A 17,007-nucleotide genomic window follows, 5' to 3' on the forward strand; every position below is an offset into this window, starting at 1 on the left:
AATAATATAATGGATTAAAAAGGAGGAAATAGCTCCTCTTTATGGAATTTCTAAAGTAAAATCAAAGAGTAGGGGATAAAAAGAATGAAAAAAATATTAGTACTTGGTGGAACTCGTTTTTTCGGAAAAAAGCTTGTGGAAATGTTATTGGAAGAGGGGCATCAGGTTACGATTATGACCCGTGGGACAACAAGTCATTCATTTGGCGATCAAGTAGAGCATATCATCGGTGATCGATCTATGAAGGAACAACTTATTAATCATTTTGACTGTCGAAAATTTGATATTGTTTATGATAATATTTGCTATACATCAAATGAAGCAAGAGATTTTTGTGAGATTTTTAACGGGAACATTGGCAAGCTTGTGTTTACTTCTTCCTTATCGACGTATGCTGCAGATGGAATGGAAAAGAGAGAAGAAGACTTTGATCCGTATCATTATCCGATAGCATGGGGAGATAAAGAGGCATTTACATATAACGAAGGAAAGCGACAAGCAGAAGCCGTTTTCTTTCAGTATGCAACATTTCCAGTTGTGGCAGTAAGGTTCCCTATCGTGTTAGGGGAAGATGATTACACAGGTCGTTTGCATTTTCATGTGGAGCGGATTCAGCAAGGAAAAACGATTGGCTTTGTTAATATGGATGCAGAAATGTCCTTTATTCTTGCCACAGAAGCTGCTATGTTTCTAAAATGGGCAGGTTTTTCAGACGTGGAAGGACCATTTAATGCAACCGCAGATGGGAAAATTTCAATGGGAGAATTAATCCGTATGATTGAAAAGGTTACAGGGCATGCTGCGAAAATAACGTTAAAAGGGGACGAAGAAAACACCTCCCCATTTGCCATTCCTGCCACATGGTATATGAATACGGAAAAGGCAGGAAAAGCGGGCTTTGTGTTCACTAATCTGGATGATTGGTTGCCAGCTTTGATTGAGAAAATTGCAGGCAAAGATAAGCATTGATTGTGATGCTTAGGGGGGAATTTGATATTTTTTGGTGATGTGGCGGATGAATAAAGAGATAGTTATAGGAGAAGAAAAATGGCTTATGATTTAGATTGTCCTTTATGTAATCCACATAAAGATAGGGACCAAAATATTGTCCTGGAGAATGAAACATGTTATTTTTTGCAACATAACAAACATCAAGGTATCTTAGAGGGTAGCGGTTTAATAATTCCTAAAAAACATCACAAGGACGTCTTTGAATTAACACAAGAAGAGTGGAACGATACATATGAGCTAGTACATGAGGCAAAAAAGTTTATAGATAATTACCATTCTCCTGATGGCTATACAATAGGATGGAATGTAGGAAAAGTTTCTAACCAAGAGATTTTTCATTGTCATCTTCACCTAATACCAAGATATAAGGATGAACCATTGGCTGGAAAGGGTATTAGATATTGGTTAAAACAAGAGGAAAATAGACGAGTAAAAGGGGAAAGTGAATAGCTTTTATAGTGTTAAAGACACCAAAACGAGATAATGTAGTCATTTTTTTATAGATACAGATAATAACCACTGAAATTGTTTGTTCAGTGGTTTTCTTTTTGTAGGATCCGAATCCTTCGTTGCTTTAGATAATAAAACTTTTACCGATTATTTCTAATGAGAATATGGTAAGCATAATTTCGCTTAACGATTTCATAGGGCCATTTTTTCTTCCCAAATATCTCTAAATAAACCTTTTCAAATCATTTATCGCCTGTAAATGCATGCCTTCATGAAAAATCGTTCGAATTAATACTTGTTCGATTGTGTGCATGCCCATATCGATTGGGGGATATTCTTTTTCAAGCTCATTGCGATATTTCTCTAATATTTCTTGTGGTTGAGCGTTTAAAAGCTCTTTTAATTCATGGAAGGATGGTGTCTCATCTGTGAAGTTAGCTGGTGTTGTACCGAAACCAAACCATTGATTAAATTGCTTCGAAGTAGGAGAGGCTACTTTTGTTAATGCCTCGATCCATAAAAACTGATCGAGATAAAGATGACCGAGATTCCAGCGGATATTATTATTAAATCCATCTGGGATGATTTCCGCTTGCTCGTCTGTCACCTTTTCAACAGTCCCTAAAAGTTCCTTCCGATAGGTTTCCAATTGTTTAAATAACACTTCATGACGTGCTTTCATTTCCCACACTCCTTAAACGCAAAATCATATTAATTTATTCGCTATAGTGTTGTCTTTCTCCTCTATTGAAAGAATAGTGCTTTTTTCTTACGGGAATACTAGAAAAAAAAACAGGAATATAGGGAGGAGAAAAAAATGCCTCGCAAAGACGAAGAGATTAGCGAAGAAGTAGAAAAGGAACCGACGAATACGAAAAAGAAAGAGGGAGAAGTAGAAAAATTAAACCGCATGCTAGCAGCAGTGTTGGAGTATATTTCGGATGATGAGGTAGAAGAAATCGATATTGATTACATATTGGATCAAACAGAAGGACTTCGTGACTGGTGGAATCTATACCGAGAGAAAAACCGCAAGCGCATGGAAGAAGAAATAAAAGAGTCATTAGGGGAATTGTCCCTTGAGGAGCTTGAAAAGATTCGGGAGCAAATAAAGGCAAAGCAATAAAAAAAGTGGTTTTCATCAATGGAGGATGAAAACCACTTTTTATCGTCTAGTAGCAGCAATAATCATAACGAAATAGTGGTGTGAACAAAACTATTCCTCTGATAGAATGAGAGAATGGAATATCCTAGTAGAATATTAAGAAAATCTTAAGAAATTTGCTTAGCAGATATTAAGATTTTTTGCCTATGATAGAGACAGCGAAGAGAGAGAAAGCAGGTGGTTGTTGTTGGAGAAAGTAAGTGTGCTATTAGTGGATGATGAGAAAGAAATTAGAGATGCCATTGAAATATATCTTAAAAACGAAGGGATTACCGTTTTAAAAGCAAGTGATGGCCTAGAGGCATTGGATATTTTAATGGAACAAACTGTTCATTTAATTCTAATGGATATTATGATGCCGAATTTAGATGGGATTTCTGCTACTTATAAAATTCGTGAACAAAAAAATATCCCGATTATTATGCTGACGGCAAAAAGTGAAGATACGGATAAAATCTTAGGCTTGCAAATAGGCGCTGATGATTATATCACAAAACCATTCAATCCAATGGAACTAGTCGCAAGAGTGAAATCGCAATTACGAAGATATGTGACACTTGGAACCTTTGATGGTGTGAAGAAAAAAATAGACCTGCATGGATTAACATTAGACCAGGAGGCAAAAGAAGTAGCGGTAAATGGAGAAAGTGTAAAGCTAACGCCAATTGAATATAAAATCGTTGTTTTATTGATGAAAAATGCAGGCAGAGTGTTTTCCATTGCGGAGATTTATGAAAGTGTATGGAAGGAACCTGGATACAATGCCGAAAATACAGTCGCGGTACATATTCGAAAAATACGCGAGAAAATCGAAGTGGATCCAAAAAATCCGCGTTTTTTAAAGGTGGTGTGGGGCATTGGCTACAAAATGGAGAAGTAGAGGGGTTTTTATTGTAGTTTTTATTGTTTGGACATTGTTGGTTACGATAGGGCTTAGTGGGCTAGCGCCGCTAAAAATATGGCTAACGCAATATATACATACAAATTATTATGACTCCACCAAGTTTGAAGACAAACGAATGTATTTTACAGAACTATTAAGTGATTATCAGTTATATCAGGTGCCAATAGAAGAAGCGAAAAAGAACATCAGCGTCACGAAAGAAGAAATCGCTGAATATCGTGATTCATACGCAAGTCTAAATGAACAAATGCAATTAATTAATGAGCAATATGAAGAAGATATAGCCCTAGCAATCGAAAATGGCGATGATGCAGTAGAGGAGCTTTTAACAGAAGAAAGAGATCGAGATATAAAGGAAATCACAGAGCTATTGCCAAATGATGAATATGTCCAAGAAAAAATAAAAGAAGAAAAGCAATTAGAGGTAGATCGATATTATCGAGATTTGGAAAATACAAAATATGAATTTGAGCAATGGGCTGAATCATTCTATTATTATTTAAAAAATAGTAAAACGGAAGCAGTTGTAACTAATATGACTCTTTCTCCAGAAGAAACAGTAGATAAGATAATTAACAAGGAAAATGCAAATTTCTTCGGCAACTACTATTTTACTGCGGAAACAGAGAAGTTAAATTTGCCAGGACAATCAATAATCTACAGGGATAATGGATTTACAATGTGGTCATGGGAAGATGGAAATACGCCTACTATCGTAAATCAGTTAAAAAAAGAGATTGGTAATTATGAAGGAGTTGTTGCTGTACCAAAAAAATTAAGTAATGGTAGTTTGCTGATAGAGGAAGAGAATAAGTATTATGCTTATCAAAAGAAAATGATTTTTGGAAGCTCATTGAGCATTATCAGTTTAGTAGTATGTATTTTCATGCTTGTAAAAAGGAAAATCAGCTTTGCGCAATGGGACTATCCTTCTTATCGAAAGGTTCCAATTGATATCCGATATATGCTATTGGTGATAAGTGCCATATTAGCTGTTATTGGACTATGGGGAATCGGGGACCAACTATCCATGAAGGTGAATGAATTAGGAGGGAATTGGGGTGATATTCTTGCCTTTCTTCTTTTGGCATGGGTATTTGTAACACTATCTCTCATTCAAGGCTATCTACTATTTAAAGAGAAAATAAAGTGGAAAAATACTTTTATAAGTATAAGTTTAAATAAGATGAAAACAGCTATTTCACAGCTTCTATCCAGTAGAGATTTTACCAAAAAAGCGATTGGTAGCTTGCTAGTGATTTTTATGTTAGGTCTATTTTTACCAATAAGTCTGGTATTGCAAATTCTTATCCCATTCTATTTAGTAGCTGCCCTTATCATTGGAATTCCAGTTATTATTTTTGTGGTGAGAAATATAAAGGCTTTTAGTAAGCTGCTTGCACAAACGAATGCGGTAATAAATGGGGACTTACATCAAGAAATATCAATCCAAGGGGCGAAAGAGTTAACAGCATTTGCGGATCATATTAATACGTTAAAATCTGGGGTAATTGTTTCAAAGACAGCCCAGGAAAAAAGCGAACGCCTAAAAACCGAATTAATTACGAATGTCAGTCACGATCTACGAACACCTTTAACATCCATCATTAACTATACGGAATTATTGAAAAATAAACATCTATCAGAGGAAGAAAAAGATGGTTATCTGGCCATTATTGACCGTAAATCACAGCGGTTGAAAGTATTGATTGATGATTTATTTGAAGTTTCGAAAATGGTTAGCGGCAATGTGGAATTGAAGAAGGAAAAGGTAGATTTAGTGCAGCTTTTACAGCAAGCATTAGGAGAATATGATGAAACAATCAAAGCCTCTACTCTTGATTTTCGTGTAACCAATCAAGAGCCGTCGATTAATGCAGTAGTAGATGGGCAGAAGCTATGGAGAGTATTTGATAATTTAATAGGGAATATTTTGAAGTATTCCTTGAAGCATTCTCGTGTCTACCTTTCGATTAAACAAGAAAAAGGGCAAGCGATTCTTCAATTTAAAAATATTTCTAAGTATGAACTAGATGACAATATGGATGAATTATTTGAGCGCTTTAAACGAGGGGATACCTCTAGACATACGGAAGGATCCGGACTTGGACTTGCGATTGCAAAATCGATTATCGACCTTCATGAGGGAGTAATGACGATTGATACAGATGGAGATTTATTTAAAATAACGCTCGTGCTTCCTGTAAATAACATGCAGTGAAACTAACCATATATAGAAAACAAGCGGCATATTTGTATTCATTGGTTTACCCGATAATGAGAAATGAAGTGACTTCAAGGAAAATTGTATGCGATATACTGAAGGAACATAAAGATGTAGAAGAGAAAGCAATCATTCGCAAAGCCATTAACAAAGCGATTGAAGCAGGTAAAGATAAGATAGGATAGAAGATACTTCCTTTTCGTTGATGAGAAGGAAGTATTTTTACTAGAAATATATGTTAGAATAATTTAAAAGATTATGAATAATTGTAGAAAGAAGGAAAGAAAAGTGACCATCAAAAAAATCGGTATCGTAGGACTTGGAGCAATTGGTGCAGTATACGGCAAAATGCTTCAGGAAGTAGAAGGATTAGAAGTACAAATTATTGTCGATGAGCATAGAAAAACAAAATACGAAAAAGAAAAGTACTATATAAACGGGGAGGAAACCTCCTTTCAGTACATCAATCATGAAACACAATCAGAAGCCTTTGAACTGATTATTCTTGCAGTAAAATATGGACAGCTTCAAGAAGCAATCTCCCTAATTCGTCCATTTGTAGGAGGGAAAACAGTAATTCTTTCCTTATTAAATGGGATTACAAGCGAGGAAGAAATAGCACAAAGCTATGGGGAAGAAAAAATTCTCTATTCCATCTGCAATGGTATTGACTCAACAAGAGAAGGCAATCGAATCTATTACAGTACTCCTGGGATTATCACTTTTGGGGAAAGAGTAAATATAGAGCTGACGGATTGCGTAAAAGAGGTCAGAGAATGCTTAGAAAGAGCAAGCATACCAGTTGATGTACCAGAAGATATGGAACGAGCACTATGGAATAAGTTCATGATTAACGTAGGCATGAATCAAGCTTCCGCTGTAACGAGAGCTCCATATGCCTTCTTTCAAAAAGAAGGACCAGCAAGAGAACTAGCAAAAAGTGCGATGAAGGAAGTAATTCAGCTTGCTCAGGCTAAGGAGATTGACCTAACAGAAAAAGACGTGGATTATTTTTTTGCCAATGTATTAAGCAAAGTTGGCGGAACAGGAAAGACATCAATGTTGCAGGATATCGAAGCTGGCAGAAAAACAGAAGTCGCTTTATTTGCCGAAAAAGTTATCGATTATGGTCAGAAGCTTGGCATCGAAACACCTATTAATCAAGCATTCTATCGAATTATTAAAACAGTGGAGGAAATGCAAGGGTAGAAAAGCTCTAAAAAGAACGGAGGGAAATCAATTGATTAAAAGTACACAACAGCAATGGTCACCGCCAAAACATATCGTTTCAGCAGCGACGATTGTTATCAATGAACAGGGCGAAATTCTATTAATCAAGGGACCTAAAAGAGGCTGGGAAATGCCAGGCGGACAAGTGGAAGAGGGAGAGTCCTTGAAAGATGCTGCAGTTAGAGAAGCGAAAGAAGAATCAGGTATTGATATTGAAGTAATCAAATTTTGTGGAATCTTTCAAAATGTCAACCGTTCTATATGCAATACGCTGTTTTTAGCAAAACCAGTTGGAGGGGAATTAACCACTTCTCCAGAAAGTTTGGAAGTAGGGTATTTTTCCATTGAGAAAGCGTTGGAAATGGTGACACATAAGAATTTTAGAGAAAGAATAGAGAAATGTTTGGATGAAAGTAGCCAACCTTTTTATGTGGAATTTTAAATGGTAAGGGTAAGAAAGGCGATGAAATTATATGAGCAACTACAAAGCAGTGCTATTTGATTTAGATGACACCTTGCTTGATAGAGATAATGCCGTAGATAAACTGTTTTTCATTATGTTAGAAAAATGTTATGAGGATATTAACGATTCCTTAAAAAAAGAAATGCTGCAAGAATTCAAAGAACAGGATAAGAAATGCTATGGTCAAAAGGATAAAACAAAGGTTTTGGAAGCATTTTTCGATGCGTTTCCACCGAAATACAGAATACCACACAATGATATCTTAGTTTTTTGGAATAATCATTTTCCGTATTGTTTTTCTGTGAATCAAGATACGATTAATATAGTTAATAGGTTAAAGAGCCTAGTGAAGGTTGCAATTATCACAAATGGTACTGTTCAAAGACAAAAAGCAAAAATAATCAACACCAATTTACATCATTATTTTGATACCATCATCATTTCCGATGAAGTAGGAATTAGTAAACCGGACAAACGCATATTTGAGCTAGTTTTAAATAAGCTTAATGTGCAGCCAGAGGATACATTATTTGTTGGGGATGACATAGAAAGTGATATTGGTGGTTGTCAAAATGCCAATTTAAAAGGTATATGGTTTAATCCACGTAAGATTAAGAACGCTACCAAGATAAAACCATTTGCGGAGATTGATTCTTTTGATCGACTATTAAGCTATTTTACATAAGTCAATAGGGGGAGTGCTTCATGAAGGACTCTTTAATTGTAGCGATGGACAAAAACAGAGTAATTGGGAAGGATAATGATATTCCTTGGAGAATTCCGAGAGATTGGGAGTATGTGAAAAAGATTACTTCAGGGCATCCAATTATTTTAGGAAGAAAAAACTTTCAATCTATTGGAAGAGCACTAAGTAGCAGAAGGAATATCGTCTTATCTAGAGACAGAGAAATAGTATTTGATGGCTGTGAAATGGCTCATTCACTAGATGAAGTCTTTACATTATGTGAAAAGGAAGAAGAAATATTTATTTTTGGCGGAGAAGTAATTTATAGAATATTTCTTCCATATGTAGAAACAATGTATATAACCAAGATTCATGCAGAATTTGAAGGTGACACTTTCTTTCCAAATGTTGATTTGCACGGAATGGAAGGAGACATCTGTTACCCAAGGAATAACAGATGAAAATAACCCTTATTCTTACTATTTTCATGTATATGAACGCTTGGCTTTTTAAACAGTATGTGTGTTTATTAACTAACACCATTACTTGAATAACTTATACCAATACAAAGTGGTCTCAATAATTGGATTATATGACTGCTTTAGTGTATCAGCCCCACCTAGTATGAATCCTTGTTTCACATAAAATCTGCATGCACCAAGATTATCATCTTGTGCTTCCAAGGACATCCCGATAAGATTTCTTTGTTTTGCCCACTCTTCCGCTTTATTTAAGAGCAACTTTCCGATTCCATTTCCTCTATAATCTTTTTTTGTAGCAATGTTTTCAATATAACAGAAGCGATTCCAATCCTTCATTATTCTAATTTGTCCTATGCAAGTATTATTCATATAAGCTAAAAACAAAGCTTTATCCTCTCGATTTATATATTGGCTCCAATCAAGTTTATCATCTGGAAACCGTGTTTCTCTAATTTCTTCAAAAAGAATCTCTTTATAAGACCATTTGCCTGATTGTAAACTAGGGACAACTCTGCCATACAACTTAAAATAATCATTTGTCTTATTGATATCCTCTATTAAATCAATGTTTAATGGAGTTATAATAATTTTATTTTCATTATTCAAAATTTCCCACTTCCTTTTTAAATGTACGGTAGGCAAGGGGTCAAGTTAATATTCTTGTTCCCCTTGAGAAAACTATTATCCATTCACTTAAAAACAAACCCAAAATAAGCTTCTTCCTGTTCTGTATCCTCGAAATATTTTATTCCCATATACTGAAAGCCAATTTTGCCAAGTACTTCTAAAGAAGCCTTGTTTTCAATACTAGCAGAGGCAATTACTTTTTGAACACTTCCTTGCTTTTCAGCAAACTTCATACATGCAATCGCCGCTTCTGTCGCATACCCTTTGTTCCAATTTTCTTTTGTAAAATGGAAAATTAGCTCTACTTCGTCTATGGAATCCTCTATATTAAAGCCAGCTGCCCCAATCACCTGATTGCTAGCCAAATCAACTACTCCATAAACAGAAAGACCGAAGTCAGCTTGACTTTGCTCGTAAAAGTCAATAACTTGTGGAAGTAAGGAAGAGTCTGTACTTCCGCCACAATACTTCATGACTTCTTCGTTTCCCCAAAACTGTTCACATGCTTCTACATCTTCTATTGTTAATAATCGAAAACCTAATCGTTTACTTGTAAAAAGAAACTCCAAGAAAAAAACTCCTTTACATTCTGTTCTTTATTTACCCATTTTAGCTTAGGAGAATCGGTTTATGCAATGAATTGTAGAGTAGAGAATAGGCAGGGAGAAAATTAATGGATGGAAAAGGCACAAAAGAACACTGATGATGATCTTTTGTGCCTTCAAGCATGACTTTATATGAATGAAAGGATAGAGACTTTCTTACAATGAATTTTCATACTTTCCAAGAGATGCCGTGATACATTCTGCTAGTTCAGAGCAATTTCCTTCAAACATGTGAAATGTTAAAGAATGAAGTAAATGATTAAATTGATCATGGGCTGATTCTGATTTACGGAGTTCTGTAGACCAATTAATTTTAGGGATAGAAATAACAAAAGAATCAGTTGTTTTCATGATATATAATTTCGTGTCTTTTAGTCCGAAGGGAGCAATATCCTCTAGCAAGGTAATCATAACAACAACCTCCGTCTTTTTTTATTTCCATTATACTCCTTTTTTTCGACTTTATTTTCCAAAAGTAGAAGATTTAAATAAAATGTTAAAGGAATGATATGTTTGAAATATAAAAGTGCCAATGAATTTATTTGTAACCTTTATAGTTTTAATACCCCTTTTATCACTGTCAGAAATCGATTATTCCAAATTGCTTCATGATGATTAATAATATCATCTGCATGTAAAACGGAGCCATTAATCGTACTTTGGGTGTTTTGGAAAAGTAGATTATTTTGATATCCCAAGCTATAAGCTGCTCGAATAGTAGTATCAAGACAAAATTCAGTTTGTGCACCAGCAAATATAAGCTGTTCTATTTTCATGCTTTTTAAATAATCCAAAAGTTCTGTTTGATAGAAAGCGTCCCATTTTGTTTTTTTGATTATCTTATCCTCAGAGGAAACTATTAAATTTTGGTGAAGTTTCCAATCATCTTTTCCCTCAAAAAGCTCATCCTGATCATTTAAATCTGTATGTTGAATAAAAATAACCTGAATATTTTTTTCGTGAGCTTGATTGATTAGTATATTGATGTTTTGTAAAATTTGATCCTTATTGAATAAATAGTATTGGGGATGGTTAAAGAAAATTTCTTGCATATCGATGATAATAAGTGCTTGTCTCATAAAATAACACTTCCTGTTTGTTTCTTTTAAAGTATAGCAGATGGAAAAGGAGCTAAACAAGGACAAATCATGGCTAATAAATTATAAGCTAAAGGTCGATTCGTTTAAAAGTCAGAATAAACGAATTTTAGTGTTGAATTTATGATAGAATAGTCTATAATCAAAATGCGAACATATATTCTTTTTAGGAGGAGCGTTATTGGAGAATACATATATTACTAGCGCACTAAATCAAATGGAAATAGCTTTAAAAACAATAATTGAAATAATAGAGACATTAGAAGAGGCTGACTTACAGAAAATGCCTGCAAGTAATAAGCGTTCGATAGGTGAGCTATTAGAACATATTGCTGTAATTTGTAAGGCTGATTTATTGATAGCGAACAGTGCAACACAAAAAGAGATGAGTGAATATTATTCTAGTGTTTCATTAAAAAGTGTGAACGCTATAAAAGATGCTATCGCTTATAATTATGAAACATTAAAAGAAAGCTATAGCAATCTCACAGAAACGGAATTACAAGAAAGAACGACATCCTATTGGGGAGTAACCTATACAAGGTATGAATGGCTATTAGAAATAGTCGCACATATCTATCATCATAGAGCTCAATTACACACCTTGCTTGTTTTCTGTTATGGAAAAGACTTGAATATTTCATTATTTGAATAAGCTACATCAATAGATACATATATATTTTAGAGTAAATTAAGAGGGAGACTGAAAGATGCCATACTGCAAAGTGAAAAACGCAAATATATACTATGAAGATATAGGTTCAGGAATTCCGATAATTATGGTACATGGATTTACTCCAGATCATCGACTTTTGAGCGGTTGTATGGAACCTATCTTTAAAGAGAAGGAAGGATGGAGACGAATCTATATTGATCTACCTGGAATGGGAAAAACTAGGGATTACGAAAAAATACATAACTCGGATGGAATGTTAGAAGCAGTAGTAAGCTTTATTCATACGGTGATACCTAATCAACCATTTTTAATCGTAGGAGAATCCTATGGTGGCTATTTAACTAGAGGAATCATTAAGGAACATAAAGAGCAAATATTAGGAGCTGCATTCATTTGTCCTATGATTATACCAGATAAAGAAAAGAGATTACTTCCAGACCACACAATTGTTTATGCGGATCATGGATTTTTAGCAAGCTTAGCAGAAGATGAGCTTAGCGATTTCCAATCAAATCAAGTAGTTTTGGATGATTACAATTGGAAGCGATATAAGGAAGAAATACTGTCAGGATGCAAAATAGCGGATTCTGTATTCTTAGATAAAATTCAAGAGAGCTATGGATTTTCTTTTTCAATCGATGATGTCCTATTTCAGAAACCAAGTGTCTTTTTACTTGGCAAACAAGATTCTGTGGTTGGATATAAAGATGCATTTGCAATTCTTGAAAATTATTCTAGAGCAACATTTGCTGTTTTAGATAGAGCAGGGCATAATTTGCAGATTGAACAAACAAAGTTATTTACTTCTATTATCATTGAGTGGTTAAATAGGGTAGAAGAAGATATTAGCCTTGCTCAAGAAAAGTAGACAATATACTGGGTAAAAGACATTATTCATTTTTAAAGGTTTATGCTAATGAATAGTGTTTTTTTGTGCAATCATATATTGTTTGATGCCATTCATGAACATTTATTAGATAACACAGATTTATAGAAAATAAAAAAGGGTAGAAAACTGATAATTATAAAAAAAAGAAAAAGAATAAATTTGTAGTAAAATGAATCATCTAAAGTGTACCACTCTTTAGCATGTGACATATAATTTATGAAAAAGGTGATTTATTATAAAACATTTTTGGAAGCCATTCACGTTTTTTGTGACGATCAGCCTCTTTATTCTATTTATCCGTTATACAGATATCTTACAGGCGATTCGTCAAGGGGAGATTGATTCTGTCACATCTGTATTTAATGATAATATTTCATATGCACTTATAGTAAGTTTATTTATTATGATCATTCAAAATAGCTTTACCGTTATCCCGTTAATATTGGTTATTACCCTTAATTTTTACTCGTTTGGCTTCTTTTATGGTTTTTTGTGGAGCTGGCTTTCTAGTGTCGTAGCCGCGGTGCTTATCTTTCTTGCTACTCGTTTTTGGTTTCAAGATTTTGTTCATAGAAAAGTCAAAAATCACCAAGATATGCTTGATAAAATCGAACATAAAGGAATGAGATATGTAATATATGGTAGGGTTTTTCCTTTCTTCCCGACAAGTATTTTAAACATCATTGCAGGTGTAAGTACTATTTCCTTGCGTCCTTTTACTATTGGCACAGCGATAGGAAATTTCTTTTACTTCTTTATTCTTGCATTAATTCCCTACGGTGTATTTTCCACAAATATTAATCCACTCGCATTAATTGTTATTATTTTGCTGATAACTAGAATTTTTTATTATTTTAACAGAAGAAAGCCATCCGTTAAGGAAAAAGTAAAGGAAATAAAGAAAAGAGCATAATCAATTTTCCCGATAGGTAGGATAGCTACTTTTCGGGTTTTTTATTTGTAAAAATTATGAAACTATTTCAGCGTAAGGTTCGTATACAAACTATAAGTATAAGAAGGGAGGAGTTTGCTATGTTAGGATTCATAATGATTGTATTTGCTGTGATCTTAATAGTAAATATTTTTAATGCTTCATCAAAAGGAAAGACAAATAATATAAGTCAACATGATAATAGCTATTATTTCCCACCATATTCAGGAAGACCAACAGATAGCTCTAATACATCATTCTTTGATGGAGGGAATGACTGTGGAGGTTCCTCTGATAGTGGGGGAGATTGTGGTGGCGGTGGAGAGTAAAAATTCCTCTTGAATTTTCTATTTATAATGAAAAATCGAAACTTTTCTGCAATATCAATCGTCCTATAATGAAAGAGGGATGAAAGGGGATAATAAGGTTCGCATGTTAATGGTGGTAACAATAATAGCATTTATTTTTGTTTGTATTTGGGTATTCATGGATACATTTTACTTTTCCAAGCCACCAAAACCTGAGGTGCTATGGGAGAATAATAGAATACCGACAACAATTGGCTCCAATTGCTGGCAAGGTTCTTTGAAAGGCTCCTGTGTCGATTATGTTTATGCATCAGCTTGGGATATGGGATTGAAAAATGGTTCTGTTCGAGTGGAACCGAATGCAACCATCACAATTGATTTTAATAAAAAACCTTTAGATGGATCATTACAGGTTGCAAAAGTATTTAAAGATGGTGAAGAGGAATTTATAGAGGTAGACAGAAACAAAATGACTGTTCCAGCCAAAAAAGGAATATATGTATATATGATCTATGCCCAATGGGATCAAGGAAATCCTAATTATACGTTCTCTGTTAAAGTAGAATAGGTTGTCTAAACCGAGCAGTTAGCGGGATAGACAGCCTATTTTACCGTGAGAAATACATACATAAATTATAAAGCAGGGATGGGAAAGAAATGAAAAATTATCCAATTTTAAATTTATTAGTGGCATTAATTTTTTTATTATTATTCTTTGCTAGTAAGAAGATATTTGACAACTATTTAGCTGCTCTCATTATATTTGGTACTTTATTTTGTATTTATTTAGGGCGGTCGATTCTCTATTTACTCCGTCATTTTGACAATCAGAAAACAAATCGCATATCTGTCAAAAGAAAGCAGAAATGAACCGGAAAACGATTAATAATAACTATATGATAGTACCAAGGATGTGAGAAAGGTGACATGGTTGGAAGGATTACAAAAAGCATTGAACTATATCGAAAAAAATTTAGAAGAAAAGCTTGAGATAGAAGAAATTGCGCGCGTTGCGAATGTTTCTGCTTTTCACTTTCAACGCACATTCGCCATCCTTACTGAAATACCAGTAGGGGAGTATATAAGAAGAAGGCGGCTGACAATAGCTGGGCAAAGCTTGCTTCACTCAAGGGAAAAGATTATTGATATCGCTTTTAAATATGGATATGAAACACCTGAAGCTTTTACAAAAGCATATCGCAGGCAGCATGGTGTTACGCCGAGTGAAACGAGAAGAGGAGTTGGCAGCCTGAAAATATATAACCCACTCGTCATTCAAGTACAGCTGAAAGGGGCAGAACCAATGAAGGTAAAAATTGTAGAGAAAGAAGCATTTACTATTGTAGGTTTGAAAAAGTCTTATTCAATTAAAGAAGATGAAAATCTTCGTGAAATCCCTAAGCTTTGGGAAGAGGTAAATAATGAGGGAACAGTAAACGAACTATTAATGTTATCAGTAGGTAAAGTACCAGGTGTTCTTGGTGTTTGTGTAGACCAAACAGAAGTTGCAGGGAAAGACATGGATTACTGGATAGCGGTTGCTACAGAAGAAAAGTCAGCAAAATATGACCAGCTTATCATTCCAGCATCTAAGTGGGCAGTTTTTGAAGTACATGGACCTATGCCACATAGTATACAGAAAGTGTGGAAACAGATTTATTCGGAATGGATGCCAACTACCAGCTATAAACAGGGAGGATTCATCTCTTTTGAACGCTACACAGAAGATGATCCGTCCAGCGAAGATTGTTATTCGGAAATATGGATTCCAGTTAAATAAAAAAAACCGATGGAATGACAATGCTAGTAGGTAAGCATAAAGTCAGCTTCCATCGGTTTTTTTATTGGGGAAAAGCAGTGTTCATAAATGGAATGAAAATCATTTTTGGAGAGAGGAAGAGAAAAGTGGTGTTCATAAACGAGATGAGAACCATTTTTCAAAGGGAAGTAGAGAAAAGTGGTGTTCATAAACGAGATGAAAACCGTTTTTCAAAAGAAAGAAGAGAAAAGTGGTGTTCATAAACGAGATGAGAACCATTTTTCAGAAAGAGGAAGAGAAAAGTGTGTTCGTAAACAAGATGAGAACCATTTTTCAAAAGAAAGAGAGAAAAAGTAGCGTTCATATTCAAAATGAAAACCATTTCTCAAAGAATGCTATGAAATAATAGCGTTCATAATTACAACAAACGCGATTCTTCAGAGAATGATAGAAAAATACTTCTTATCTTTCCATCTATTAAAAAAATTTAAGAAAAAATTAAGCCAACTCTAGCATAATAAAAATACATTACAGATAGGAGAGATGAAAGTGAAGAAAATACAAAATTGGATCGCGATCCTTGCGATGGTATTCTTATTGGTTCAATCAACAATTGGAGTTGTATCATATGTAAATAGAGAAGAACCTTCTGAGAGAATAGGCATGATGGGCCAAGGTCAAGCGCCGACTAATGCAACTGCATCTGCAAATACAAATACAGACACAAATACAGACACAAATGCAGATTCAGATACTAATAGCAATACGACAGAGGACAATGGATTCTCAATGGATAATCAAAATGGTATGACGCCGTTTAATGGGATGGAAGAAAGAGGCGGTGCACCAAACGGGGATAATGTAAGTACTGCAAGTTTAGTAGGATACATTATTGGTATAATCCTTTCACTTGGGGGATTAGTAGTAACCTTCCTCGGCTGGCGAAAAAACAAAAAAGTTACTATTGCAGAATAATAGCTCAAAGTTGAAATAAGCAGCAACCAGATTCCTATGATTTTAAAGGGAGTCTAGTTGTTGCCTTTTTCATTAAGTTAATAAAATGGGTAATTTCCGTAAGTAGAATAAGCTGGATTATAGCCATATGGTTGAGAGTAAGAGGGAAAAGTTTGACCATAATTCCAATGCTGTTGATGAGTAGTAGGAACATGATGGAAAGGAGTAATAATTAGTGGGTTCCCTGCAGTAAAGCCAGCTGCTGGCGTAACTGCACCAAGAGGAATAGCTCCAACTCCTACAGCACCATGGCCAACACCTGCAAATCCACCAGCTCCAACTGGACCAACTGCACCTATATGTCCACCAAAAGCTCTATTTTGAAAATTCATTATCGTTTCACCTCCCTCCATACTATATGTAAATGGAAATGATTGGCGCTTGCCAGATTTTTTTAAACTTACACGGCACAACTAACACAATGATTTAGTTGTGCCGATTCCACTTGCTTTCAATATTGTTTAAATATGCATTTGGGTCCTGCTTA

At 34.7% G+C, this 17,007-nt stretch carries 22 protein-coding genes and 1 pseudogene; 17 read left to right on the forward strand and 6 right to left on the reverse strand.

Translation table 11 applies throughout. The features are described 5' to 3' along the window. The first annotated feature begins 84 nt into the window (after window positions 1-84). Both ACTNDN_RS21015 and ACTNDN_RS21020 read left to right on the forward strand, forming a co-directional pair. The gene (locus ACTNDN_RS21015) at window positions 85-969 is read left to right on the forward strand and encodes an NAD-dependent epimerase/dehydratase family protein (protein WP_031537789.1); all 885 of its coding nucleotides are present in this window, start codon (window positions 85-87) and stop codon (window positions 967-969) included. Between the two features lie 78 nt (window positions 970-1,047). Further along, entirely contained in the window at window positions 1,048-1,461 is a 414-nt protein-coding gene (locus ACTNDN_RS21020; protein ID WP_031537790.1) for an HIT family protein, read from the forward strand. Between the two features lie 223 nt (window positions 1,462-1,684). On the opposite strand, the gene ACTNDN_RS21025 is transcribed toward ACTNDN_RS21020, so the two are convergent. Continuing rightward, window positions 1,685-2,143 (reverse strand): DinB family protein, encoded by a 459-nt coding sequence (locus ACTNDN_RS21025; protein WP_441132101.1) that lies wholly within the window; start codon window positions 2,141-2,143, stop codon window positions 1,685-1,687. A gap of 135 nt (window positions 2,144-2,278) precedes the next feature. Here ACTNDN_RS21025 and ACTNDN_RS21030 point away from each other — a divergent pair, with 135 nt between their 5' ends. The 7 genes and pseudogenes from ACTNDN_RS21030 (at window position 2,279) to ACTNDN_RS21060 (ending at window position 8,645) form a co-directional block, all read left to right on the forward strand. After that, window positions 2,279-2,587 carry a hypothetical protein gene (locus ACTNDN_RS21030; RefSeq protein WP_349204519.1) on the forward strand — a complete coding sequence of 103 codons (309 nt, stop codon included), beginning with the start codon at window positions 2,279-2,281 and terminating at the stop codon, window positions 2,585-2,587. Window positions 2,588-2,813: 226 nt separating this feature from the next. Next, window positions 2,814-3,506 (forward strand): response regulator transcription factor, encoded by a 693-nt coding sequence (locus tag ACTNDN_RS21035; protein WP_441132103.1) that lies wholly within the window; start codon window positions 2,814-2,816, stop codon window positions 3,504-3,506. Beyond that, window positions 3,484-5,751: a histidine kinase dimerization/phospho-acceptor domain-containing protein gene (locus tag ACTNDN_RS21040; protein WP_441132105.1), complete on the forward strand. Its 2,268-nt coding sequence runs from the start codon at window positions 3,484-3,486 to the stop codon at window positions 5,749-5,751. The genes ACTNDN_RS21035 and ACTNDN_RS21040 overlap by 23 nt, the downstream gene beginning before the upstream one ends. A gap of 291 nt (window positions 5,752-6,042) precedes the next feature. After that, a complete protein-coding gene (locus tag ACTNDN_RS21045) occupies window positions 6,043-6,963 on the forward strand; it encodes a ketopantoate reductase family protein (RefSeq protein ID WP_441132107.1) in 921 nt (306 codons plus the stop codon). A gap of 31 nt (window positions 6,964-6,994) precedes the next feature. After that, window positions 6,995-7,426, forward strand: coding sequence for an NUDIX hydrolase (locus ACTNDN_RS21050; protein WP_031537800.1), 432 nt, complete (start codon window positions 6,995-6,997; stop codon window positions 7,424-7,426). A 31-nt stretch (window positions 7,427-7,457) separates the two neighbouring features. Beyond that, complete coding sequence (locus tag ACTNDN_RS21055) at window positions 7,458-8,132, forward strand: HAD family hydrolase (protein ID WP_031537801.1); 675 nt, start codon at window positions 7,458-7,460, stop codon at window positions 8,130-8,132. 20 nt (window positions 8,133-8,152) lie between these two features. Then, window positions 8,153-8,645: pseudogene (locus ACTNDN_RS21060) on the forward strand (dihydrofolate reductase). 29 nt (window positions 8,646-8,674) lie between these two features. Here the strand turns inward: ACTNDN_RS21060 and ACTNDN_RS21065 are convergent. The 4 genes from ACTNDN_RS21065 to ACTNDN_RS21080 all read right to left on the reverse strand — a co-directional run bounded on the left by ACTNDN_RS21065 (window position 8,675) and on the right by ACTNDN_RS21080 (window position 10,925). Beyond that, window positions 8,675-9,220 (reverse strand): GNAT family N-acetyltransferase, encoded by a 546-nt coding sequence (locus ACTNDN_RS21065; protein ID WP_235251843.1) that lies wholly within the window; start codon window positions 9,218-9,220, stop codon window positions 8,675-8,677. An 83-nt stretch (window positions 9,221-9,303) separates the two neighbouring features. Beyond that, window positions 9,304-9,810, reverse strand: coding sequence for a GNAT family N-acetyltransferase (locus tag ACTNDN_RS21070; protein ID WP_031537805.1), 507 nt, complete (start codon window positions 9,808-9,810; stop codon window positions 9,304-9,306). Window positions 9,811-10,002: 192 nt separating this feature from the next. Next, window positions 10,003-10,257, reverse strand: a complete 255-nt coding sequence (locus ACTNDN_RS21075; RefSeq protein ID WP_048717823.1) for a YueH family protein — start codon at window positions 10,255-10,257, stop codon at window positions 10,003-10,005. A gap of 140 nt (window positions 10,258-10,397) precedes the next feature. Beyond that, the gene (locus ACTNDN_RS21080; RefSeq protein WP_031537807.1) at window positions 10,398-10,925 is read right to left on the reverse strand and encodes an isochorismatase family protein; all 528 of its coding nucleotides are present in this window, start codon (window positions 10,923-10,925) and stop codon (window positions 10,398-10,400) included. Window positions 10,926-11,160: 235 nt separating this feature from the next. Here ACTNDN_RS21080 and ACTNDN_RS21085 point away from each other — a divergent pair, with 235 nt between their 5' ends. From ACTNDN_RS21085 to ACTNDN_RS21120, 8 genes are all read left to right on the forward strand, one after another. Beyond that, complete coding sequence (locus tag ACTNDN_RS21085) at window positions 11,161-11,598, forward strand: DinB family protein (protein WP_031537809.1); 438 nt, start codon at window positions 11,161-11,163, stop codon at window positions 11,596-11,598. A 55-nt stretch (window positions 11,599-11,653) separates the two neighbouring features. Beyond that, window positions 11,654-12,487: an alpha/beta fold hydrolase gene (locus ACTNDN_RS21090; protein WP_031537810.1), complete on the forward strand. Its 834-nt coding sequence runs from the start codon at window positions 11,654-11,656 to the stop codon at window positions 12,485-12,487. 289 nt (window positions 12,488-12,776) lie between these two features. Next, the gene (locus ACTNDN_RS21095) at window positions 12,777-13,421 is read left to right on the forward strand and encodes a TVP38/TMEM64 family protein (protein ID WP_441132110.1); all 645 of its coding nucleotides are present in this window, start codon (window positions 12,777-12,779) and stop codon (window positions 13,419-13,421) included. Window positions 13,422-13,540: 119 nt separating this feature from the next. After that, on the forward strand, window positions 13,541-13,768 hold the full coding sequence (locus ACTNDN_RS21100; protein ID WP_031537814.1) for a hypothetical protein: 228 nt from the start codon (window positions 13,541-13,543) through the stop codon (window positions 13,766-13,768). 79 nt (window positions 13,769-13,847) lie between these two features. Beyond that, the gene (locus tag ACTNDN_RS21105) at window positions 13,848-14,315 is read left to right on the forward strand and encodes a hypothetical protein (protein WP_031537815.1); all 468 of its coding nucleotides are present in this window, start codon (window positions 13,848-13,850) and stop codon (window positions 14,313-14,315) included. 354 nt (window positions 14,316-14,669) lie between these two features. Further along, window positions 14,670-15,527 (forward strand): AraC family transcriptional regulator, encoded by an 858-nt coding sequence (locus tag ACTNDN_RS21110; RefSeq protein ID WP_235251839.1) that lies wholly within the window; start codon window positions 14,670-14,672, stop codon window positions 15,525-15,527. Between the two features lie 177 nt (window positions 15,528-15,704). Continuing rightward, window positions 15,705-15,863: a hypothetical protein gene (locus tag ACTNDN_RS21115; RefSeq protein WP_204375766.1), complete on the forward strand. Its 159-nt coding sequence runs from the start codon at window positions 15,705-15,707 to the stop codon at window positions 15,861-15,863. A 192-nt stretch (window positions 15,864-16,055) separates the two neighbouring features. Next, window positions 16,056-16,481 carry a hypothetical protein gene (locus ACTNDN_RS21120; RefSeq protein WP_031537820.1) on the forward strand — a complete coding sequence of 142 codons (426 nt, stop codon included), beginning with the start codon at window positions 16,056-16,058 and terminating at the stop codon, window positions 16,479-16,481. Window positions 16,482-16,558: 77 nt separating this feature from the next. On the opposite strand, the gene ACTNDN_RS21125 is transcribed toward ACTNDN_RS21120, so the two are convergent. Then, window positions 16,559-16,852, reverse strand: coding sequence for a hypothetical protein (locus ACTNDN_RS21125; RefSeq protein WP_031537821.1), 294 nt, complete (start codon window positions 16,850-16,852; stop codon window positions 16,559-16,561). Window positions 16,853-17,007 lie beyond the last annotated feature (155 nt).

The sequence above is a fragment of the Niallia sp. HCP3S3_B10 genome, assembly GCF_052064465.1.
Classification (GTDB): domain Bacteria; phylum Bacillota; class Bacilli; order Bacillales; family Cytobacillaceae; genus Niallia; species Niallia hominis.